This is a genomic window from Coleofasciculus sp. F4-SAH-05 (assembly GCF_040222985.1).
Lineage (GTDB): Bacteria > Cyanobacteriota > Cyanobacteriia > Cyanobacteriales > Coleofasciculaceae > Coleofasciculus > Coleofasciculus chthonoplastes.
The window spans coordinates 33,253-55,594 of record NZ_JAVKBY010000096.1 but is presented as its reverse complement, the minus strand read 5'-3'; the positions used below and the strand labels follow the sequence as shown (position 1 = coordinate 55,594).

The 22,342-nt window shown below is 44.4% G+C and carries 18 protein-coding genes and 1 pseudogene; 9 read left to right on the top strand and 10 right to left on the bottom strand.

Annotation, left to right across the window (positions count from 1 at the left end; genetic code table 11):
* Positions 1-24 precede the first annotated feature (24 nt).
* Positions 25-417: a J domain-containing protein gene (locus tag RIG27_RS12225; protein ID WP_446342615.1), complete on the bottom strand. Its 393-nt coding sequence runs from the start codon at positions 415-417 to the stop codon at positions 25-27.
* A gap of 466 nt (positions 418-883) precedes the next feature.
* Here RIG27_RS12225 and RIG27_RS12220 point away from each other — a divergent pair, with 466 nt between their 5' ends.
* From RIG27_RS12220 to RIG27_RS12205, 4 genes are all read left to right on the top strand, one after another.
* On the top strand, positions 884-2,050 hold the full coding sequence (locus tag RIG27_RS12220) for a pyridoxal phosphate-dependent aminotransferase (RefSeq protein ID WP_446345448.1): 1,167 nt from the start codon (positions 884-886) through the stop codon (positions 2,048-2,050).
* 204 nt (positions 2,051-2,254) lie between these two features.
* On the top strand, positions 2,255-2,743 hold the full coding sequence (locus RIG27_RS12215; RefSeq protein WP_446342619.1) for a universal stress protein: 489 nt from the start codon (positions 2,255-2,257) through the stop codon (positions 2,741-2,743).
* A gap of 253 nt (positions 2,744-2,996) precedes the next feature.
* Entirely contained in the window at positions 2,997-3,827 is an 831-nt protein-coding gene (locus tag RIG27_RS12210; protein WP_446345446.1) for a hypothetical protein, read from the top strand.
* Positions 3,828-3,844: 17 nt separating this feature from the next.
* The gene (locus tag RIG27_RS12205; RefSeq protein ID WP_446345444.1) at positions 3,845-5,875 is read left to right on the top strand and encodes a CHASE2 domain-containing protein; all 2,031 of its coding nucleotides are present in this window, start codon (positions 3,845-3,847) and stop codon (positions 5,873-5,875) included.
* Between the two features lie 209 nt (positions 5,876-6,084).
* On the opposite strand, the gene RIG27_RS12200 is transcribed toward RIG27_RS12205, so the two are convergent.
* The 3 genes from RIG27_RS12200 to RIG27_RS12190 all read right to left on the bottom strand — a co-directional run bounded on the left by RIG27_RS12200 (position 6,085) and on the right by RIG27_RS12190 (position 8,111).
* Positions 6,085-6,513 (bottom strand): hypothetical protein, encoded by a 429-nt coding sequence (locus RIG27_RS12200; protein ID WP_446345442.1) that lies wholly within the window; start codon positions 6,511-6,513, stop codon positions 6,085-6,087.
* 285 nt (positions 6,514-6,798) lie between these two features.
* On the bottom strand, positions 6,799-6,972 hold the full coding sequence (locus RIG27_RS12195; protein ID WP_446345440.1) for a hypothetical protein: 174 nt from the start codon (positions 6,970-6,972) through the stop codon (positions 6,799-6,801).
* A gap of 5 nt (positions 6,973-6,977) precedes the next feature.
* The gene (locus tag RIG27_RS12190) at positions 6,978-8,111 is read right to left on the bottom strand and encodes a cob(I)yrinic acid a,c-diamide adenosyltransferase (protein ID WP_446345438.1); all 1,134 of its coding nucleotides are present in this window, start codon (positions 8,109-8,111) and stop codon (positions 6,978-6,980) included.
* Between the two features lie 303 nt (positions 8,112-8,414).
* On the opposite strand from RIG27_RS12190, the pseudogene RIG27_RS12185 reads away from it, so the two are divergent.
* From RIG27_RS12185 to RIG27_RS12170, 4 genes and pseudogenes are all read left to right on the top strand, one after another.
* Positions 8,415-9,657 (top strand): annotated as a pseudogene (locus RIG27_RS12185) (RNA-guided endonuclease InsQ/TnpB family protein).
* A gap of 8 nt (positions 9,658-9,665) precedes the next feature.
* A complete protein-coding gene (gene fraC, locus RIG27_RS12180; RefSeq protein ID WP_446345436.1) occupies positions 9,666-10,352 on the top strand; it encodes a filament integrity protein FraC in 687 nt (228 codons plus the stop codon).
* Between the two features lie 81 nt (positions 10,353-10,433).
* On the top strand, positions 10,434-11,462 hold the full coding sequence (locus tag RIG27_RS12175; RefSeq protein WP_446345434.1) for a DUF5357 family protein: 1,029 nt from the start codon (positions 10,434-10,436) through the stop codon (positions 11,460-11,462).
* Positions 11,463-11,511: 49 nt separating this feature from the next.
* Positions 11,512-12,294, top strand: coding sequence for an ABC transporter permease (locus RIG27_RS12170; protein WP_446345432.1), 783 nt, complete (start codon positions 11,512-11,514; stop codon positions 12,292-12,294).
* Positions 12,295-12,511: 217 nt separating this feature from the next.
* Here RIG27_RS12170 and RIG27_RS12165 read toward each other — a convergent pair whose 3' ends face one another.
* The 4 genes from RIG27_RS12165 to RIG27_RS12150 form a co-directional block, all read right to left on the bottom strand.
* Entirely contained in the window at positions 12,512-13,123 is a 612-nt protein-coding gene (locus tag RIG27_RS12165) for an alpha/beta hydrolase (RefSeq protein ID WP_446345481.1), read from the bottom strand.
* 436 nt (positions 13,124-13,559) lie between these two features.
* Positions 13,560-14,207 carry a Crp/Fnr family transcriptional regulator gene (locus RIG27_RS12160; protein WP_446345430.1) on the bottom strand — a complete coding sequence of 216 codons (648 nt, stop codon included), beginning with the start codon at positions 14,205-14,207 and terminating at the stop codon, positions 13,560-13,562.
* 122 nt (positions 14,208-14,329) lie between these two features.
* On the bottom strand, positions 14,330-15,316 hold the full coding sequence (locus tag RIG27_RS12155) for a CHAD domain-containing protein (RefSeq protein ID WP_446345428.1): 987 nt from the start codon (positions 15,314-15,316) through the stop codon (positions 14,330-14,332).
* Between the two features lie 319 nt (positions 15,317-15,635).
* The gene (locus RIG27_RS12150; RefSeq protein ID WP_446342641.1) at positions 15,636-15,845 is read right to left on the bottom strand and encodes a hypothetical protein; all 210 of its coding nucleotides are present in this window, start codon (positions 15,843-15,845) and stop codon (positions 15,636-15,638) included.
* A gap of 238 nt (positions 15,846-16,083) precedes the next feature.
* Between RIG27_RS12150 and RIG27_RS12145 the strand changes: the two genes are divergently transcribed.
* Complete coding sequence (locus RIG27_RS12145; RefSeq protein WP_446345426.1) at positions 16,084-18,810, top strand: right-handed parallel beta-helix repeat-containing protein; 2,727 nt, start codon at positions 16,084-16,086, stop codon at positions 18,808-18,810.
* 308 nt (positions 18,811-19,118) lie between these two features.
* Here the strand turns inward: RIG27_RS12145 and RIG27_RS12140 are convergent, their stop codons facing one another.
* The gene (locus RIG27_RS12140; protein WP_446345424.1) at positions 19,119-20,333 is read right to left on the bottom strand and encodes an RNA-guided endonuclease InsQ/TnpB family protein; all 1,215 of its coding nucleotides are present in this window, start codon (positions 20,331-20,333) and stop codon (positions 19,119-19,121) included.
* Between the two features lie 204 nt (positions 20,334-20,537).
* Positions 20,538-22,226 (bottom strand): potassium channel family protein, encoded by a 1,689-nt coding sequence (locus RIG27_RS12135; RefSeq protein ID WP_446345422.1) that lies wholly within the window; start codon positions 22,224-22,226, stop codon positions 20,538-20,540.
* Positions 22,227-22,342: the final 116 nt, after the last annotated feature.

Sequence of the window (22,342 nt, the reverse complement as noted above, 5' to 3'; positions counted from 1 at the left end):
AAAGACTTTCCACGTTCCCCAATTTTAATCTAACCAATCATCGATGGGATTGGCTTTAAACTGAATCGGTGGTTTACTCGTGTTAACCGTTGGCGGAGCCTTTTTTCCTGGCTTCCGTTGAGTTGGTGATTTGGATAAACCTGGGGATGGTACATGACGGGCTGGCGGTGGTGAGGCTGAGTATTTTGACTTACGACCCATTTTTCTACCGTTAGCCGCCGATTTAGAACGCAAACATTCATGGGCTTCATTTAGTTCTTGCAACTTGTACTGGGCTTTTTGTTGTAGACGGGGATGACCGACAAAACGGTCAGGATGCCATACCCACGTCAGGTCTAGATACCCTTGGTGGACTTCCTCGGGTGAGGCATTAGGGTCTAAGTCTAAGACTCTATAGTATCGTTCTACGTCTAACATCTACGCCATCCTCACGACTGACAGCACTATCTTGATATTGATAAAAATAGTAATTCAAGTTCTCTGTTGTTGTGGCTGAAACCATGCAAAAAAATACATCAGTTTAGGAAAGATATAATTTGTAAGTTTTTGTTAACGTAAGTTAACAATTTTAAATCCTCCTGTTTACTCAATTGTTTAGAATTTGAGTGTTTTTATAGCGATATATGTCAGATCAGAGCAAGTTACCCGTTCTTAAGTTGAACGAACATAACGAATCTAGAGGAGGGGTGAAAAATAGGTAATTAGACGGAGATCAAGTAGTATATTTCCTCAGAGCGTGTTAAAAAAGGTGTCTGCACAGAGGAAGGGCGGGTTGAGACATCGCGATAATGCTTTGAACCTTTCGCCCAAAACCCAAACCTGCCCTTACCCTACTTTCTCAGGTGCTTTTGACACACCGTCTAGTCGTTTAAGTTCAGAAAACATGCAGTTAGCAGCACGAGTTGGTCAAGTCTCTCCCTCTCTCACCCTAGCGATTTCCGCCAAAGCTAAGGCGATGAAAGCCGATGGCTTGGATGTGTGTAGTTTCAGCGCAGGGGAACCCGATTTTGATACCCCGGCTCATATTAAGGCGGCGGCGAAAAAAGCCCTAGATCAGGGGAAAACCAAATATGGACCCGCCGCTGGGGAACCGAAATTACGGCAAGCGATCGCGAATAAACTGCGCCGAGATAATCAGTTAGAGTACCAGCCGGACAATATCATTGTCACCAATGGCGGTAAACATTCCCTGTTTGGTTTAATGCAAGCGCTGATTGAACCGGGGGATGAGGTGATTATTCCCGCCCCATATTGGCTTTCCTATCCGGAAATGGTCAAACTGGCAGGGGGTACACCAATCATTGTGCAAACGGATGCGTCAACGGGGTATAAAATCACCACAGAGCAACTCCAAGCGGCGATTACGCCCCAAACCAAGCTATTTATCCTCAATTCCCCCTCGAACCCCACCGGGATGGTGTATACCCCAGAGGAACTCAAAGCCCTTGCCCAAGTGATTGTAGAACGGGATATTTTAGTCGTCTCGGATGAAATTTATGAAAAGATTCTTTACGATGGCGCTCAACATCTGAGTATTGGTGCTATTGGATCGGATATCTTTGATCGCACAATTACCAGTAATGGGTTTGCCAAAGCCTACTCGATGACAGGTTGGCGGGTGGGGTATTTAGCGGGTGCTGTGGATTTAATTAAGGCAGTTACCACAATTCAAAGCCACAGTACCTCTAATGTTTGTACCTTTGCCCAGTATGGCGCGATCGCAGCCCTGGAAAATCCCCAAGACTGTGTAGAAGAAATGCGCCTTGCCTTTGCTGCACGCCGACAAGTCATATACGAACGCCTGAATAGCATTCCGGGAATTAGTTGTCCTCAACCCAATGGGGCGTTCTATGTCTTTGCCGATATCAGCAAAACTGGACTCAAATCCCTGGAGTTTTGTAATCGCCTTTTGGAGGCTGAGAAAGTAGCGACAGTTCCCGGTATTGCCTTTGGTGTCGATAACTGTATCCGTCTGTCCTATGCTACTGATATGCCATCCATTGAAAAGGGTATGGATCGATTGGATAAATTTGTTCGCCAGTTAAGTTGAGCGGAGAGACTCCAGGTGCAGTCAGGGCGGGTTTTGAATAAACGTTATCATCAACAGCGAAACGAAAATCCCTAAACCCGCCCCTACAAGTAGGTTCCCTGAACGAAGCCAAGGGTCAAAACTATGTTCAACTAGCGAAGCGAAGGATAAACACTCAACACTCAACACTTATAACTTTTCCTTAAGAATTAGGAGATAACACTGATGACCTATAAAAGAATATTAGTCGCCCTTGACCATTCCCCTCAAACTGAGGGAATCTTTACCCAAGCCCTAGATATAGCCAAACAAGAAAATGCAGCCTTGATGCTCTTTCATTGCTTGCCTATAGAAAACCAAGGTGTAGGTTTTTATGGAGATATGTTTGGTCGAGAATTGATTGACTTCTCCCGTCGTATGCAAGAAAAAATGAGAAAGGAAACGGATGAAACTCAAAAATGGCTATCTGGCTATTGTCAGAAGTCAACAGATGAAGGTGTGGCAACAGAATGGACGTGTAAAATTGGAGATGCTGGCAGTGCAATTCGAGACTTAGTAAAAAGTTGGGATGCTGATTTAGTGGTTATTGGTCGTCGAGGTCGTCGGGGTTTAACTGAAGTGCTTTTAGGCAGTGTCAGTAATCATGTTCTTCACCATGTTGCTTGTTCCGTTTTAGTGGTGCAAGGGGTTGCGAATGAAACGTCGGAAACCTAAGTAGGTGGGGACAATTAATGTGAACGGTGGAGATCGTCATTCGTCATTCGTCATTCGTCATTCGTCATACTCGCTTCGCGAGAAGCAAGCTACGTCATTTGTAAGGGTTGGAGGGGTGTTTACATAACTTAATATGGTTGAGTTTCTTTCCACCAACCTACCTAGTTGGTCTTGTGTCATTGGTAAGCCTTTGACCTGTCTAAGTCTTTGATATCATCGAGTTTGGACAAAAATTTAACGTTAATTAGCGTCTATGAACGATAAACTTAGGCTGAGAAGTTGGGTTAATTTCAAGAAACAGATTCTCAGTTTAACCCAGAGAATAAAATTAGCAGGGAATCACGGTGAGCCAACCAAGACGTTGACGCCAGGGAGAACATTGAGGTGGCAATCTTTAGTCAGTTTTATCAGTGGTTTGTTAATCGTCATAGCATTGGGATGGCACAATCCGCCAGCATCGGCGCAAAGAATTAGTCAAGCCAAAATTGTAGAAATTTTAGGGGGAAATCAAGCGTATATCCAAAACAAACCCGCCCAAGTTAATGCGGTGGCTACATTGGGACAAACAGTGAGTACCAAACAAGCACGGGTAAATTTGCTGTTTAATAACAATGCGGGGGTGCGACTCGGACAAAATTCGGCACTCACTGTGGGGAGTCGCTGTGTGCGGCTACGAAGTGGTAGAAGTGTCGTTTCGGGGGCGCAAGGATGTGTCGGTTCGATTACCGCTGTGACGCGGGGAACTGTTTATTTGATGGAAGTAGATGAAAATGAACAAGCACAAGTGAAGGTTTTACAGGGCGAAGTCGCCTTGAGCGAACGGTATAATTTGTGGAACCCTCAGCCTATTTTGTTACGTCAAGGTCAAGGGATTAATATTAGTCCGGAGGGGGTGTTAGGGACGGTAATAGACCTGTCAAAAGCCGAAATTGAAAAAATTTTCACCGGGGCTTTGTTTGAAGGGTTTGATATTGAAATTCCGGGAATTGATAAACTTGAAGAGGTTTTGAATGAGCAGTTTCCGCAAATAGAGATTCCCGATGTATTGAGAGATAATTTGCCGTCAATTCCCAATCCCTTTTAAGTGTTGGAGTCAGGGCGATGAATCACTGGTGGCAATGGCTGGAAAAACAACGACGAAAACGCATCCGACGGCGTCGCCGGAGTCATTCCCAACCGTTTTGGCATCCAGAACGAATTGGTTTGATGTTAATGGGATGCTGGGCGATTGTCGGTGCTGGAGTAACGATTTGGCAGGGAACACTTATACAGCTAGCTGAACGGCAAAGCCAAAAGTGGTTCATTGAATTACGTGGACCCGTTGTACCGCCTGATGATATTGTAATTTTAGCGATTGATGATCAATCGTTGACGGCATCAGAACGCTACAGCAATCCCATTGATCCGAATAAAGCCTTGGTTGTGGAGTTGCTAACACCACCGTTTCCCTGGAAGCGAAGGGCTTATGCTGAGGTGATTGAGCGTTTAATGGCGGCGGGGGCTAAGTCAGTATCCTTTGATTTACTGTTTGATCTTCCCAGTGGGTATGGTGCTGAGGATGATCAGCCGTTTAAACAAGCATTAACTCAATATAGCGATCGCGTCGTGCTAGCGGCTGTCTACGAAGATACCATTGATCCCCAAGGTTTTACCACCTTTGAGTTGTATAAGCCGTTACCAGAACTTTATCCAGATTCGGTGCAACTGGGTTTAGTCAACTTTTTACCCCCAGAGGTGGATGGGAATGTGTATCGGCTGGGGAATGAATACAGCCGGGAAATTCTGCAACCGTTGGGATTAGACACGATTCCTTCATTTGCTCAAGCTACCTTAGACGTGGCAAATGTTAGCTATCCATCGCTAAAAGGAAGTCAGGTTTTCTTCTACGGAACCCCAACTCAGAATCAAAATGTTTTTACTACCATTCCCTTTTGGCAGGTTCTGGCATCTGATATATGGGATGTGCATTTACGAGAGGAAACTTTTAAAGACAAAATTGTTTTGATTGGCACAACAGCCGATGAGCAAAATATCGGTGATTTTGTGCCGACACCTATCCAGTTAAACATGCCAGGGATTGAGCTTCATGCTAACGCGATCGCCACCTTAATGGAAGGACGTTCAATCGCCGTCGCTATTCCTAATCCATGGCTAGAGGGATTGTTTGTGTTTGTCCTGGTTGGGGGAACCGCTATCCTGTTGTATAAACTCCCCCGACGTACTGCGGCAAGCTTGTTTTGGGGATTGGGGATGGCAGGGATTTGGGTGGGACTAGCATTTCTAGGCTATAGCAAGGCCAGACTAATTTTTCCCATTGCCGTCCCTGCGATCGCGATAACTCTGAATAGTTTTTCTTACTTTACAGCACTTTTCATTGGGGATCAAATTGAAAAACGCCGCTTCCGCAGTACCTTAGAACGGTATGTCGCTGCACCTGTCGTTCAAGAAATTCTCAAGCAGCACGATGATTATCAGGAATTACTCAAAGGACGTAAATTAAAAGCCGCTATTTTATTCTCTGACATTCGCGGATTTACCACCCTCTCCTCCCAACTTTCACCTGTCCGATTAGTGCGACAACTGAATCGATATCTCAATGACATGGTTGAGGCGATTTTAGATGCTGGCGGTACCGTGGATAAATTTATTGGTGATGCAGTAATGGCAGAATTTGGCTGTCCAGTATCTGAGGGGGAAGAAACCGATGCGATGAATGCCATTCGTGCGGCATTAGGGATGCGAAAAGCCTTGCATCAGTTGCGCGAGGAATGGCGTCAGGAAGAACGAATCCCATTATTTAATGGAATTGGGATTAATTATGGGGAATTGATTGCTGGGGATATTGGTTCTCAGCGTCGTCGAGAATATGCGGTGATTGGTGATGCGGTGAATGTAGCCAGTCGAGTAGAGGGGTTAACGAAGAAATTTGGCACAGATATTTTGATTACTGATTCTCTGTATCAACTTGTCAAAGATGAGGTTGAGGTGGTGTCGGTAGGGGAAGAAGAAGTGCGAGGACGAGCGGGAACGGTGAAATTATATAGTTTAATTGGGTTAAAGGGTGAGTCGCCGCAATTGTATCAGCAGGTGCAGAGGGATTTACAGGAATTTTTGCAGCAAAAAGAGAGTTAAGGGACTTGCGTAAAAATAAAGTACCAGTTAGGCAAACTGTATTAATCAACTCAGTTTAGCTTGATTGGTATATTATTAAGCTAAGTATTAGTAGCGAGCAAGATGCTCGCACTACAATAATTTCGCAGTTATAGGTTTCAGCCTCATTCAAAGAGGCAACTTGCCAAATTGGGATGCTCCCTAACAATAAACGGCATTCATCTGATGTCCTAATGACCCTGGCGACTGCTATAGATCATAGCTGGCAATCTACTCTGGGTAAAAGTTGTATTATAACAAACACTATTATCAGTTGCTAAGATACGTTCACAGAAAATCAGATCATCATCTGAATCAGGCTGCTCAACTCGGTTATACCAACTACTATCACGAATGTAGCTTTCTGCCTTTTCTCCATCTACAGTGACAGCATGTTGCTCGGTAAGAACATTGGTTAAAATTGTTGTTTTTTTGCCGTTAGACCAATGAAGTATCGTATAATGTTCCCCAGTACCGTAACCTTGAGAAATTACACAAGGTTGAATCAGGTCTAAAATATCACCTTGGAATAAGTAACAAATACCTAAACTATCGGGATAGGGTCGTGCTTCAGCTTTTTGCCCAACCCAAATTTGAGCGAACAACACTAGAAATGGCAAAATGCATATCCATCTATGTAACATTTCATTTATCTGAATTACATTAATGAGGCTAGGGGATGATAAAGGAGTTCTACGGCTCAATAGTTTTTATTCATTTTAAGCGATTGTGCCTCTAAATCGCTGATGCAGACTTTTTGATAAAAAGTGGTATCGACAGAAGTCATCTTGGAACAGCTTTTCACCGACTCCAGACCGATAAAATTACGCCACCAACACCTGACGCGCGGCAGCTTCCATTAATTTCTCCCTGTTGTTAATGGATTGAGTTTTGCTTCGAGTTCGTTAATCGCTCAGGCACTGGAAATCTCGTTCCCTCACCAATACAGCACAAACCGCCTTGGACATTAACCAAGACGGCTTGCTTGGCGCTCCCTTGAGTATGACAAATGACAAATGACGAATGACAAATGACGAATGACAAATGACAAATGACAAATGACAAATGACAAATGACAAATACCTTAAAAATCCACCCCTCGCTTCAAATCCACCCCTTTGTCACAATAATGCTTATGACAAATCATTTCCGAATGAACCGTCGCCAATTCAAAATAAGCGGGTTGATTTTTACAACGACCTGTGATAATAACCTCCGTATCACGAGGTTTGCGTAACAGCGCCTCGACAATCGGTTCAACCTGCAACAATTCCAAGTCAACCGTCGGATTCAGTTCATCCAGAATAATCGTTTTATACAACCCTGACGCTAACGCCGCCCTAGCAATTTCCCATCCCCGTTCCGCTTCCACATAATCCAAAATCTGCTGCTGTCCCCGCCAAACGATCGCATCTCGACCACAACGCTGATGATCCACCAGATTTGGGTAACTTTGACGCAATGCTGCGATCGCGGCGTCTTCGGTATATCCGCTTCCTCCCTTCAGCCATTGCATAATCATCACCCGGTGGGATTTATCTGTACTAATTCCCCTACCAATGGCTTGTAACGCTTTCCCTAACGCATTAGTCGATTTTCCTTTCCCCGCACCGGTATAAATTTCGATTCCCTCAATCCCCTGTTCCCGAGAAACCGGATGATCATGAGGAACCGACTCACTATGTAAATCCGCCAAATCCAACAGCGCTGGCGGTGTTCCGCGTCCCGTGACAATCACTTCCAGAGACGGCGGTTTATTTTTCAGGGCTTGCACCACCTCATCAACCGGGAGTAACCCCAAATCCAGCAACGGATTCAACTCATCCAGCACCACAACCGAATAGAGATTGGACGCGATCGCGCCTTTCGCCACATCCCAACCGCGCTGAGCCTCTAACTTGTCAAACCGCGTCACTTCCTCTTGGGTAAAAAACTCACTTCGTCCCGTGCGAACCTGATCAATCAAGTGAGGAAACGCCCGTCGCAACGCCTCAATCGCCGCATCCTCATCATAGTTCCGTCCCGGTCCCTTAAGAAACTGTAACAATAAGACCCGACTGGATTCCGCACAGTTGATCCCCAAACCAATTGAGCGCAAAACCACGCCCAATGCGGCTTGAGACTTCCCCTTACCGACGCCATCGTAAACATGAATCTGACCGGTGATGCGTTCTGTACGCTCAGCCGCCGTGCGAATACCAATACCTGTCCTAGTCATTGACGATCCTTGAGAATCTACCCCAACTCAGTTTAACCATACAACCGGGAATGGTAAGAATAACATTCACCGTCTTATAGGGAAGCGAAGGTGAAAACCCCCGTGTTTTAACCGGGGGATGAAACCGAGCAAGGCATTTAGCCTAGCAACTTTAGTTGCGAGTGACACAATTAGCTAACGTTATACTAAAATAAATAGCATAAGCCTGAGTGAAAGACTGTCAGGAACCCCACGCCTAAAGGCGGGGGCTTGAAATAAAGCCCATACCTGACCAGCATAAGACCTACGCGGTCTACGTTAACGATGATAGTTTTTGAGTTTAAAATTAAGGCTAAACATACTCAATACGCAGCTATTGACGAGGCAATTCGGACGGCGCAGTTTGTCCGGAATAAATGTTTACAATACTGGATGGATAACCAAGGTATTGATAAATATGACCTCAATAAATATTGCAGCGTATTAGCTGGCATGTTTAGCTTTGCGGGGGAACTCAACTCTCAGGCGCGACAAGCATCTGCTGAACGTGCCTGGAGTGCTATTAGCCGTTTCTACGAAAACTGTCGAAAAAAGGTCAAAGGAAAGAAAGGTTTTCCTAAGTTTAAGAAAAACTGCCGTTCGGTTGAGTACAAAACATCAGGATGGAAGCTATCAGAAAACCGGAAAGCCATAACCTTTACTGACAAGAAAGGGATAGGGCGATTGAAGCTCAAAGGCACCTATGATCTCAACTTTTATCAACTCAACCAAATTAAGCGAGTAAGGTTGGTTCGACGTGCCGATGGCTATTACGCTCAATTTGCGGTTAAAGCTGATGTGCGGGTTAAAGCCAAGCCTACTGGGAAAGCCATTGGCTTAGATCTAGGGATTAAATATTTCCTAGCTGACTCAAATGGTCATACAGAAGAATCGCCAAGATTCTACCGTAAATCTGAAAGACAGCTAAATCGAGCCAATCGTAAAAAGTCGAAGAAGTATCGACAGGGCGTCAAACCACAGTCGAAAAACTATCATAAGGCAAGAAAACGATATGCTCGGAAACATTTAAGAGTAAGTAGGCAGCGAAAAGAATACTGTAAGCGAGTTGCATATTCCGTCATCCAATCTAACGATTTGGTAGCCTACGTAGACGCGCCAGCGGCTTGCCGAAGGCTAGACTTGAACGTGAAAGGGCTGGTAAGAAATCGTCACTTGTCTAAGTCCATCTCTGATGCAGGCTGGTCTACATTTCGACAATGGCTGGAATATTTTGGACATAAATACGGGAAAGTGACGGTAGCAGTGCCGCCGCACTATACATCCCAAGATTGTCCAAAGTGCCATCATCGGGTCAAAAAATCCCTATCTCAACGGACACACGCTTGCGGTAACTGCGGATACGTTGAAGATAGGGATATTGCGGCTAGCCTAAACATCCTGCAAAAGGGATTAAGTACGGTAGGGCATACCGGAACTTACGCTTGGGGAGATTTGCCCTACGCAAGCGATTGGAGTAATCCTGTCGTCTAACGGCGAGTCAGGGAACCAAGAATCCCCTGCGTTTTAACCGGGGGAGTGTCAACCTCTCTACTTATCCATCTGTTTTTAACGGCTGCTTCCTTTGCCGCCGCACTCGACGAGGCACTGATACCATCGATTAAACGGAAACAAACCATGATCATAGATAACATAACTCTTGTTTTACCCCTACAACTGATTTTATTTCAAGTCTTATTCCTGTTAGTCACGATCGCCCTAGAATCCCGCGTCTTTCACCGACGGCTAAACCTCACTCGCAAAAACAGCGTGCAATATGCCACATCGCTGAATTTATGGAGCGTTGTTATTGGTTGGTTAACCTTTTTAATTCTAGGAACTTCGTTGCCTCAAGTTTTACAGATTCAAATTGTTAGCTTTATTTTTTTCGATCATCCAATAGGCAGTCAATTAGATAAAGCAGATCCTCGAATAATTTTTATCGGCATCGTAATTTTCTTTTTCAGTTTTCTGATTAAAATAATCGGATTTGAGTTGATAAAAATATGGATTCATGAGCAGCCGGAACAATTTGACACAAGTTCTGATGTATCGAACAAAAGACCCAGATTATTCAATCAACCTAAGCGGAAGATCACCAGAAATAAACCCAATCCAGCCTTGGCTGTGCTACTGGCTAATGCCTATAGTTACAGTGCTATTTTGCTGCTTTTAGTATTACGCTTTATGGACGTGAATGTTCTTAACTTGAATATTGCATTCTAACCTATACCTACGTCTCCTGAACTATTTGCAGGACGTTCTAATTCTCCCCAACACTCTCACCATTATTTTCAGAGTAAACCGATGATCAGGAAAATTTTTGATAATTTATTAAATTGGGTAAACAACCTACTGAAAACCCTATTCGGAGTCTTTAACCCTGAGACAGCTTTCTCTTGGCAAACCCTAATCGGGCTAAGTGTTTTCTCGTGGGCAATGTCATTTCTGGCAACGAGTATTTTTACAATTCTATTAGCGAGTTTTAGTTGGTGGTTTCTAATTTTAGGTGTCTATTGGGCAACAACTAGCAATAAAAGCTTAAGCATTGGTAAAGTACTCTTAAGTCCCTGGATTACGGGAGCGCTGATTACCATTTATATTTTTGGCATTATTACAGGCGAATTATCAGCCTATGCTTTAGTCGTTTGGCCCCTAATATCAGCAGTGATTGCCGCATTACCCACTTGTTTAGGTGAGAATTTTCAACCCAAAATTCCCGATAGAGACAAACGTCAACCGCTGGTGTGGCTATTCACGACTCAGTTGATACTAAGTAGTTGGTTTCAATTCTATTTTTTGCTACAAAACTGGTTAGTTCAATATCCCACAATCGCCGCTGATACGTTTGAGAAAAGTGCCTTTGTTGTCAGACTATCAACCGAGGAATCGAGGCAAAGGCTACCCCGTGGAACGACCATTTTGGATTTGATAGCATCTCGCTTAGAAGAACAGCTTAATAACCAAGATTGGTCAGACGTTGAACAAATTCTTCTGCTTCGGGAACGCGAACAACTGATTGAGCAGATTGAGCAGATTGACACCCAAGTGAGGCAAGAAATTGACTCCCCTGATATCAAAGAAGACAATTTGTGGCAAGTGAGTCTTGGAGAGATTTCACTGCGGGAGTCGGGGTATAACTTAGAACTAAAAGCCCTTTGGGAAGGTCCGCGATCGCAAACCCAAGCCAACTTACTCACCAAGTCTTGTCAGATAATATCCATCAATCGCCAAACTGACATCGGTATTAGGCTTGTCAGTCAGGTAGAATGTGATCCGGTAGAAGGATGGCGCGTCGCTGAACCGATTGTTACCTCTCAATCACCAACTCTATAAATTATCGATGCAACCAATGAGTTGACATAAGACAAAGGACATCAGACAAATGGCAACAAAAACTGTAGGTAGAATTTGGACAATTGCGACAAATGGGTTTCAGGAAGTCATTCGCGATCGCATCTTTTATGTGATTGGCTTTTTTGCCCTGCTGTTGGTGGTTTCGCTACCACTATTGAGGGAAGTAGCCGCCACCACAGAAGATAAAATATTTATGGATTTAGGTCTAGCGGCGATTGGTGTGTTGGGAGTCCTGGTTGCCATATTTGTTGGGACAGGTTTGATTAATAAGGAAATCGAAAAACGCACCGTGTTGGTTTTAATTCCCAAACCTATCTCACGAGCAGAATTAATTATTGGCAAGCATTTAGGGTTACTGGGAGTCCTAGCTGTTTTGGTTATCGCCATGACAGCTATTTACTTAGCTATCCTCAGTTTCAATGGCATTAATTACCCCTTAGCTAGCCTACTCATTTCAGAGCTTTATCAGTTTTTAGAGTTAAGCCTAATTGTCGCCGTAGCGCTAATGTTTGGTGTGTTTACCAGCTCAATCCTAGCCACACTCCTAACCTTCGGCATTTATTTAATGGGACATTTGAGTCGCGATGTGCAGGAGTTAGGCAAACTCAGCGAAAATGCGACGATTGAGACGATAACCCAAGGTCTTTACCTAATCTTACCCGATTTATCCCGTCTAAATTTGAAAAATGAGGCAGTCTATGGCTTGCTTCCCTCCTCTGTAAAGCTTTTAGAACATGCCGCTTATGCCATACTCTACACGATCTTGCTGCTTGCGATCGCGATTCTGATTTTCTCTCGACGTGAGTTTTAATTGGGGATTGAGTGTCCCTTCACTTCGCTCAATACAACCGACTTTGTAGGGGCGGGTTTAGGAACTCTCTTGTCGCGATTGATAGTAACTTTAGTACAAAACCCGCCCTGACTCAGTGTTGAGTTAACTCCCCCATCTCCCTCATCTCCCTCATCTCCCCCATCTCCCTCATCTCCCCCATCTTCCCCATCTCCCCCAACTCCCCCTGTTTCCTATTTCATGTATTAACCAGAATGAAATCCCGCACAATTTCCACCACTTCAGGTGCAATCTCATGCCCCATATCCACCTCTTTGTACTGCATCGGCGCACCTAGCGCTAGTAAATAATCCCGCAATCGATGAGCTACTCTCAAAGGAACAACATTATCTTGTCTACCATGAACGATTAAAACAGGGGGCAAGGGAGGTTCAATCTCTTGAGGCGTGCGATGCCAATAACCACTCATTGACACTAAACCCGCCAAGGGTAAATGTAACCCAACATCTAGAGCCATGGCTCCCCCTTGAGAAAAGCCCATTATAATCGTAGAGCCAAGAGGAATACCGGTGAGACTTTCCAAAGACTTTAGCCAGTCTGTCAATAAACGCTGACTTTGTGCCAAGCCTTGATAGTCTTCTCGTTCCAAGTCATACCACATATAGCCTCCAGCCACCTGTGGGTGAGCAAAGGGTGCATTAGGTAGCAAGACATGGTAGTTAGATAGAGCCAATTCTGGCACTAGAGGTTGCAAATCTTTAGCATTAGCTCCCCAGCCATGCAAAACCACAACCAGTCCCACTGGTTGTTTAACTGTAGCTGGTGGAATTGAAATCGTCTCCAAAGACAGGGGCTTACTCCTGAAAAATTTAACGTGTGATTTGACTGGGGTTACACATACTTTGGCAATTCCCAATCCCCATCGATAGCTTAACTATTGTTTGTATTATACCTGTGAGGATGAATACCATGAAAACAAGTTTTCTCATAAGACGCGATTCATTCGCCACTATCGCTTCCTTGTCAGTAGAGATAGTCTACGCCGGATCGGGATAAACGATCGCATTAAGTGACTTATTGTTTGTCATGGAATGCCTAAATTTCTCTGACAGTGGCGTTCTCTGGCGTTCAACCCGAGAAGATATAGCAGATATTGACAAAAAAATTTATCCTTCGTCCTGGAAAGACGGAGGACAGAATCATGAAGCTCAAAACGGCTGCATCTAAGATCTGGCTTTGGCTAGTCCAGATCCCCAAGTTCTTGCAGAAGTCGGCGATCTAGTTCCTCACCACTCAGCAACATTTTTAAAGCTATCTGGTTTAATAATAATGTGGCGATCGCTGTCAAAGCTAATCTTGCCCTGATTTTTTAACTTGTTCAGGAGTCGGGTGACGGTTACACGAGTCGTACCGATCGCATTAGCAAGGTTTTGGTGCGTCAGGCGCATCTTCAAACGAGTCCCTTCGGGTACAGGTTGACCCATTTCCTGTTGCATCAACCGCAACAAGTGTTTTAAACGATCTTCAACTCGACGCTGACCCGCGATCGCTAGGAGTGCCTCAGTTTGGCGTATCCGGTGGACGATTTGCGGTAATATCATCTGAGCCAATCGCGGTGAAGCATTGATCTCCTCTATAGAAAACCAAATCAGATGTACGTCAGACAATGCCGTCGCTTGGTAAGCACTCAGCAGAGAAAACCAACGACCAAAAAACATTGAAGGCTCTGCCCAACCTAGCCACACTTCTTCCCCATTTTGGCAAAGCGTACTGAGCTGAACTAAACCTTGGCAAACCTGCCAAACTCCTTGAGAAATTATGGGGATTTTGTCGCCTTTAGCATAAAAATGCAATCGACGTGAATCTTGAAGTTCGGCTTGACCAAGAGATTGAGTCGGGTTTACGTCCAAAACGGATCGGGAAGTTGGAATCATGGGCTGCAACTCTCTCCAGCCAGATTTTTACAAGCTGGTATAGCAGGGCAGCTCTACTGTAAGCAATCAAGGTAAAGGCTCGGTAATCAACCGATTAAATCATCTCCATATCTAATGTTATGTTAGGTGTAAGTCGCGCTCTCTACTGGGTGTATAACAATTAGACGCAACTCCTTGCGGGTTTGGGGATGGAGATATCGTTCCTGGAGCGATCGCCATTCCTGCCATAATTGATAACGATCGCCACTCAACTGCTCTACCAGGGTTGGGAGTTTCTTCTTAATGTCTGAGTGCAGACAATCCGACAGAAATTCTGCCAAAACGAAACTGTCTTGAATCTGTCCCAAAATACGCTGAATCGATTTAATCTCTTTCACATAATCCTGATAAGGCGTCTCATAAAAGTCAGTAAATAATTCCATCTGATAACGCACTCGTTTAGCTTGTTTCCGCAAACTGTGCAACACTGAACCCTGAACGCTGAACAGTTCAACCACATCCTCTAAACTCAGATCCTGAGCTAACTGCTTCTGTCCGTCTGAAAAGTGTACCCCCATAAGCCACGCGGGGTGGAGGAAAAACTGACTCACAAACGGTAACAGTAAATCCGGCAAAATCTGATCAATTGGAAATTCGGCAAAAGTTCCGTAAGTCGGCGTCTGCAACCAATCTTGAAATGCCAGTTTCATTTCCTGATAAAGTTTGTCGTTGAGAGTTTTCTGAACTCGAACTAAAACCTGGTGACGCCGCTTTTCCAACGTTGCTAATACTTTTTTGCCTATTTTTTGTTCAGAGTTGGGCAAAGTGGGCAGATACTGATTTTGCAGCGCATCTTGCATAATGTCCAAATCCCGCAGTTGTCCCAGCCGTCGCGCCACTTTAGCAATCTTTTTCTCACGAGCGGCTTTGGGTAATACCAGGGCTGGGGCAAAACCGCTCACCACTGTCCGTAGCCGTCGCATCCCTACGCGCATTTGGTGTAGCGCTTCCGGATCTTTATCCTTGAGAACATCAGTTTCATACTGAACGGTTCTCTGGAAATGTTTTTCAATAGCTAGATAAGCCCAATAGCCAAAGAGCTTTGGGTCGGATGAGGGAGTGGTTATCATCGGTATGGTGTGCGGTAGACATCCGGCACGTTTGCCCCTAGGGAATCATACTAGAGGTGAACGTTGCTTTTTTGTAAAACCTGTATTACAGGAGTTTACCATACTTAAGTGACGCCTCCTTAGTCGGAACTATCATGCCCAATGGTAGAATACACTCGTGACATCCTCCTACACCGATCCTACGGGTACGGTGTAGGCTTCCTTTGTGGCAATTTTACAGATTACGCTTCCGGCTCCTTCACTTCGTTCGAGGACAAGGTTTTATCGGTGGGAACACGCCCAGCCCAACTTTCTTGAATTTATCTATCCCGAACAATCGCTAAACCGATGTGGATTCAAGGATTTGCAGCAATCCATGTCGTATCCCATAAAAAACTCGTTCAATGAGAATTCGTTCATGTTCCTTTAAGCTATCTTTATACAGTAAAGCACATTTTAAAAATTGCTGATCGGAGGAGGTGATGCAGCGATTCATTAAAACCTTAGTCACTAAATCTTCGATATGTGTCTGAGGCAGAGTAACGTTCATTGACTTCAAAAATATTAAATGTTCATTTTTGTTGTCATCATTATGAATGATTTTCTAGATCAATTTTGTGATCGTGCTAAAAGATAGTTTGTGATTTTTCTAAAAAGCAAATCGTGATCTGTGATAAGGTTAGGGAGTGACATAGATCACAAATGGATAAATATAAAATTTACAGACATTCACCAGAATTGAGAAAGGTTCCACCGGAATATCTCTCCTCAATTCTGCCTTCAGACTAATGAAAAACACAAAACTGGGATTAATCAGTGTATTTCTCCTCTCTATCTCTAGCCCACCCGTGCTAGCGCAGACAGAGGCGGCATCCGAAACGGCTGATAACTTAAGAATCAAACCCCGTTTGGGAATTGGACATACGAGTTCTGGTGGTGGATTTGATGGATTTACCCGCCTAGAGGGATTTGTTCCCCTTTTGCAAACTCCAGGTAAAAATCTGACGTTTCTAGAAGGGCGACTCTTCCTGGATAACGATGATGCCAATTTGGGGGGTAATCTGCTCCTGGGATATCGTACCTATAGTGCCAATTCCGATCGAATTTGGGGAGGTTATATGAGTTATGATAACCGCCATACAGGTCACAATACCTTTAACCAACTGGGGTTAGGCATAGAAAGTTTAGGAACTGTTTGGGATTTTCGGGTGAATGGTTATTTACCCATTGGCGATACGCGCCAAGGAGTTGGTGATGCTGGAGTTCGAGATATTTTCTTTCGCCGCAATTTCTTGATTTTAGAACAGGGGCAAAACAAAGAAGCCGCCATGGGAGGTTGGGATGCAGAAGTTGGCGCAAAACTTGCTCGAATTGCTACAGATGGGGATCTGCGCGGCTATGGGGGATTGTATTGGTATGATGCGGAAGGGACTTCAGAGATATGGGGATGGCGAGTGAGATTGGAAGCGCGTCCTTCCGATAATTTTAATCTGGGTTTGTCCCTGCAAAATGATGATTTATTTGGCACAAATTTAGTGTTTACAGTGGGTGCTACATTTCCCGGAAGTCGTCCCCAAAGGTTAACGGATGAAGATGATCGAGTTTTGGCACGATTCGCTGAATCGGTACAGCGAACTAATGCGATTGTGATTGATCATCAAGATGATTTTCAAGAAGTGCCAGCCACGAATCCGGAAACTAATGAACCTTATATATTTCAGCATATTGTTTTGGGCGAAATGGGGGGAGAGGGTACGTTTGAAAATCCGTTTGGTAGGGTTGAGAATGGGTTAGCTCAAACGGTATCTGATGGTAATGATATTGTTTATGTACAACCCGGAAGCAATCCAGGGATTCCGCCGTTTACAATTCCTGATCGAGTGCAGGTGTTATCTACGGGTCCAATTCAGCAACTGGATACTGTAGAAACAGGAATAGTGCAATTACCGCTATCCGGTGCAGGGTTACTCCCCACGATTAATCCAGGCGCAGAAGCTTCGGTAACAATGGGTAATAGAACCACCCTATCTGGGTTTTATATCCCCGATGCGGGTACGTTTGGAATTGAGGGAAGGGAGATTGATACAGTCACGATTCGGGATAACGCGATCGCGAATTCAACTCAAGCGGGTATAGTGTTACTTGAAGCTACGGGAAATGTCACTGTTACCGATAATAGTATTGATACGACAGGTGGTTTGGGTAATAGCGGATTTTTTATTGGGAATACGGCGGGTTCGGTTGACCTAAACCTGGTCAGAAATCAGATTGTCAATACGACAGGCGATGGGATGGGTATTGCTCTGTTTAATACTGAGGACAGTACAGTAACGCTGTCGGAAAATATACTTACGGATAATCTCCTTAACGGCATTGGCTTTAGATTAGCTAATGCTGTCAATGTTAATTTCAATATTAATGATAATACAAGTCAAAACAATGGCAGTGCCGGACTTTTCTCTGAGCTATTCAGCAATTCTAATTCAAGGGTCACACTCATCAACAATGAAATTTCATACAACCAGTTTGATGGTATTTCTATGGCACTAGCAGATAATTCTGAGGGAATAGTCACTATGACTAACAATAATCTTAGGGGCAATCAAGAAGATGGGATTGTTATCGGATTATTCGCAGATTCCGATGAAATAGTTACGATTGTAGATAATACGCTTTCAGAAAATCAGTTTAATGGAATTGATGTATTGTTGAGTGATAATTCTCAGGGAACAGTTAATGTTACAAACAACACTATTTTGAACAACCAGTTTGATGGGATTATTTTCACGTTCTTGGATGATTCCCGTGGAAGGGTAACGATTGTCGAAAATACCCTGGCTAGAAATCAGAGGCGGGGAATGACTGTACAATCTACGATGACTGCTGAAGGAGAAGTCCTTATCCAAAATAACCTGATTTCTGATAATGAAACGCTAGGGATTGCTGGCTTGATGATCGGGGACTCAAGTTTAGGAGTCACGATTGACAATAACGAGATCTTCAATAATGGTTATCATGGTATCGGTGTTAGCATTCAAGAAGCTGCCACATTGAGACTGGAAATTACTGATAATCGAGTTGACAGGAATGGCTTTCAGGGTGTTGACCTAAATTTCCCCCAACCCGATGGCATTTTTATAGACGCACTCAATAACTCAATGCTCCAGTTACTACTGGAAAGAAATACAGTCATGGACAATGCTCGTTTTGGTGCGTTGATATTAGCAGAAGATCAGTCTGAACTTTTCGCCGGTGTCCGATTTAATACATTTACAGGAAACCCAGGTACTCTTGATAATGCCAATGGTTTTGTAGTACAAACTGGATCACTGACGAATCTTGAGCCAGAATCGACTATCTGTTTAGATTTGAGTAATAATACCAGCGAGAATGGTTTCTCTCTAAATTACACCGATCTTGACAGTACATTCAAAGCCGATACAACGGCAAATAATGGTACAATTTCTATACCACAATTGCCTGTTGAGCCGCTAGGGGATTGTCCAGTTCCGTAGTGGCGTGGCACACCTCAATTGATAGATTAGATTCGCTTGTAGGTAGGGAACTTTAGCCCTAGATTCTGCCCTAGTAACAGGCGTCAACCCAACCGACAATCTATTCCACTATTTGAGCTGGAATGGCACGCTCAGATGAGGCTGGTGGGCAATGCCCACCCTACGGTATATCAATGGTTTTGCCGATCTCAAAATGCAAATTTTCAGTGCAATTCATTTTAGCTGTGTCACACCAGTTCGTAGTAAGGGCTTTAGCCTTAGATTTTGGCGGGTTTAGTCACATCCCTTGTGAGTTGACACTCCCCCGGTTAAAACGCGGGGGATACCTTCTTCTCTGACTCACCGTTAGCCAGCAGGATTGTTCCAACTGACCAAGAGGGTGTGTCTCCCCAAGCGTAAGTTCCGGTATGCCCTACCGTACTTAATCCTTTTTGCAGGATGTTTAGGCTGGCGGCAATGTCTCTATCTTCAACATATCCGCAGTTATCACAAACGTGTGTTCGTTGGGATAGGGATTTTTTAACTCGATGGTGACACTTTGGACAATCTTGAGAGGTGTAGTGTGGTGGAACCGCTACCGTCACCTTTCCGTATTTATGACCAAAGTATTCTAACCACTGCCTAAAAGTAGACCAACCTGCATCAGAAATAGATTTAGACAAGTGACGATTTCTAACCAGCCCTTTCACATTCAAATCTTCATAGGCGACCAAATCGTTAGATTGGATGACGGAGTACGCGACTCGCTTGCAATACTCTTTTCGCTGCCTACTTACTCTTAAATGCTTCCGAGCATATCGTTTCCTTGCCTTATGATAGTTTTTTGACTGTGGTTTTGCTCCCTTCCGGTACTTCTTAGACTTTTTGCGGTTAGCTCGATTGAGTTGCTTTTCCGATTGGCGGTAAAACTTTGGAGATTCCTCTGTGTGACCGTTAGAATCAGCCAGGAAATATTTGATTCCCAAGTCTAAACCAATAGCTCTCCCCGTTGGCTGAGTTTTTATTTGCACATCGGTTTTGACTGCAAACTGTACATAGTATCCGTCAGCACGTCGAACTAATCGTACTCGCTTGATTTGGCCAAGCTGGTAAAAGTTTAAATCGTAAGTGCCTTTGAGATTTAGTCGTCCTATTCCTTTCTTGTCGGTAAAGGCAATGGCTTTCCGATTCTCCGATAGCTTCCATCCTGATGTTTTATATTCAACAGAACGGCAGTTTTTCTTGAACTTAGGAAAACCCTTTTTACCTTTAGTTTTGTTCCGACAGTTTTCATAGAAACGGCTAATCGCACTCCAAGCACGTTCCGCTGATGCTTGACGTGCCTGAGAGTTAAGTTCAGATGCAAAGCTAAACTCTTTCGCCAATACACTGCAATATTTGTTGAGGTCATACTTATTGATACCCTGGTTATCCATCCAGTATCGCAAGCATTTGTTTTGGACAAATTGCGCTGTCCGAATTGCCTCGTCAATGGCTGCGTATTGAGTTAGTTTAGCTTTTACCTTGAACTCAAAAACTATCATTGTCCTTTTCTTAGGATTATGCCGACCATTATAGCATAACTCTTCTAGAGTGTTAATCACAGCTAAAGCTGTTGGGTTAAGCCTTGCGGCAATTGAGCCTGTCGAAATTCGGTTTCATCCCCCGACTGAAGTACGGGGGTTTTCACCTTCGCTACCTATAAGAAACGATATTAGTGAAAGTGAGCCCCTACAGGTTCCCCAGATTCAACTCGCCAACAACTGAGAGGGGGTGACTCGCCACAACTGTTCTAATTGTGACGCTGGCATGGTCAAGTATAAAACATCACCTGCCGCTAACGCGGTTTCCAATAAATCTAGACCGTGAAGCTTTTGATTTCGGGTTTCAATATATAGGGGAACAAACTCAATATCTAGGGTTAAATCTTTCACCCGCCGTCCACAGAACGGATGCTTCAGCGTAATCGTTGTTGCCAACGCTACCCAAAGCGTATCCCCGGTCATGCCATTCCCTAAAATACGCCCACCTAAGGCAGCGGCGGCAAAGGCAGGTGTGGCTAATTCGGTGGGGCTGAGTACCACCTCAAAATTAAAAACTTGCTGCACTCCTCGGGCAAATTGGGGGTCATGATTTCGCACCACGATGGGTAAATTGGGCGTTAATGCTTTGGCACTTAAACTAATCTCGACATTGGTCATATCGCTACTGGTTACAGCTAATAAGGCTTCCGCTGTATGGATATTCGCCGCTTTTAAATGGGTCGCTAAACTCGCATCACCGATAATCACGGGGACTCCCAAGGAACGAGCAACACCGAGAAATCGATTGTGGGTATCGGGTTCAATGACAACCACGTCATAGCCATGACTATGCAGTTGATTAATGATCTGAACACCAATACCCCCCAAGCCACAAACAATATAATGATGGCGACTAGGAACACGGGCAGCATCCAAAAATTGATTAAAACGAGTACCTAAAATAAAATCGTTGAGTAGGGCGTAACAAATCCCAATTACACCTGCCCCAACTAACATCATCACCGCCGTAAAAATTTTGATGCTATCAGGTGCTAATTCTGCCACTTCTTCTTTCCCGCCAGCCCCGGTAATCATACCCACGGAAAAATAGAGAGCGTCAACGATTGAGGTATTCAACTGAACGCTAACATAAGTGAGTGTGGCGATGAAAATGGTTAGGAGTAGGGCGAGAGTTCCGGCGAGAATGGGTTGACCGTGGTGCTGGAACTGTCGCAGGTTAGTGAGCACTTTAAACAGTCGGCGTAGCCAAGAACCCCGACGGCTGCGGATATTGGGTTGAGTGCCAACAATTATGCGATCGCCAGATTGTAAGGTTCGCCCTTGCACAACGGCTGACACCAAACTCACCTGCCCTTGGACGGGTCGATAATAGATCAACATCCGCGATCGATCTTCCCACAACTCATTTAACCGACGCCCGTTCCAGGGATGAGACTCATGGATGTATTCTTCGTGAATGGGCCAAGTTTGATTAAATAATCGCAGTTGTCCAATCGCTTGATTCCCCATCGCGGCAAAGGCAAACACAGGGGCGGCTAACGCGGCAACACTGAGGCTAACATGGTTAGGCAGGATCTGATCCAAGCGATCGCCTAAGCTGTTGTTAAATAGCCGACTAATAATCCGAATCCGAGGATTGAGGACTCGGGCTTGGGTGAGAATGGCTAGATTCAAGGCATCATCGCTAGAGGTGATGACTAGGGTTTGCGCCTCCTGAATCCCAGCGGCGAGTAGGGTGGCGGCTGCCCGAAAATCGCCGATAATCAGATCCTGACAGTTACCCGGGACTAAGCGATCGCTAATTCCAACTACAGAGGCTCCCTGTTGCTTTAATAGTGAGAAAATTTGATAGCCAGTGCGACCCAAGCCACAAACGATGATTCGGGGTTTCATAAAGCAAGCGTTATCAACAGACAGATTTTTGTCTGGTCGTGTTTTGAACAACTATTCTCCTATAGATTGACCGAAACCATTGTAACCGAAGACACCAAGACTGGCAGAAATAGGTA

Excerpts from the sequence above, each read along its gene's own strand:
- RIG27_RS12170 (WP_446345432.1), top strand. The coding sequence starts at position 11,512 with ATGGCAACAAAAACTGTAGGTAGAATTTGGACAATTGCGACAAATGGG.
- RIG27_RS12225 (WP_446342615.1), bottom strand. The coding sequence starts at position 417 with ATGTTAGACGTAGAACGATACTATAGAGTCTTAGACTTAGACCCTAAT.
- RIG27_RS12220 (WP_446345448.1), top strand. The coding sequence starts at position 884 with ATGCAGTTAGCAGCACGAGTTGGTCAAGTCTCTCCCTCTCTCACCCTA.
- RIG27_RS12155 (WP_446345428.1), bottom strand. The coding sequence starts at position 15,316 with ATGATAACCACTCCCTCATCCGACCCAAAGCTCTTTGGCTATTGGGCT.
- RIG27_RS12175 (WP_446345434.1), top strand. The coding sequence starts at position 10,434 with ATGATCAGGAAAATTTTTGATAATTTATTAAATTGGGTAAACAACCTA.
- RIG27_RS12145 (WP_446345426.1), top strand. The coding sequence starts at position 16,084 with ATGAAAAACACAAAACTGGGATTAATCAGTGTATTTCTCCTCTCTATC.
- RIG27_RS12150 (WP_446342641.1), bottom strand. The coding sequence starts at position 15,845 with ATGAACGTTACTCTGCCTCAGACACATATCGAAGATTTAGTGACTAAG.
- RIG27_RS12160 (WP_446345430.1), bottom strand. The coding sequence starts at position 14,207 with ATGATTCCAACTTCCCGATCCGTTTTGGACGTAAACCCGACTCAATCT.
- RIG27_RS12205 (WP_446345444.1), top strand. The coding sequence starts at position 3,845 with ATGAATCACTGGTGGCAATGGCTGGAAAAACAACGACGAAAACGCATC.
- RIG27_RS12215 (WP_446342619.1), top strand. The coding sequence starts at position 2,255 with ATGACCTATAAAAGAATATTAGTCGCCCTTGACCATTCCCCTCAAACT.
- RIG27_RS12210 (WP_446345446.1), top strand. The coding sequence starts at position 2,997 with ATGAACGATAAACTTAGGCTGAGAAGTTGGGTTAATTTCAAGAAACAG.
- RIG27_RS12140 (WP_446345424.1), bottom strand. The coding sequence starts at position 20,333 with ATGATAGTTTTTGAGTTCAAGGTAAAAGCTAAACTAACTCAATACGCA.
- RIG27_RS12190 (WP_446345438.1), bottom strand. The coding sequence starts at position 8,111 with ATGACTAGGACAGGTATTGGTATTCGCACGGCGGCTGAGCGTACAGAA.
- RIG27_RS12135 (WP_446345422.1), bottom strand. The coding sequence starts at position 22,226 with ATGAAACCCCGAATCATCGTTTGTGGCTTGGGTCGCACTGGCTATCAA.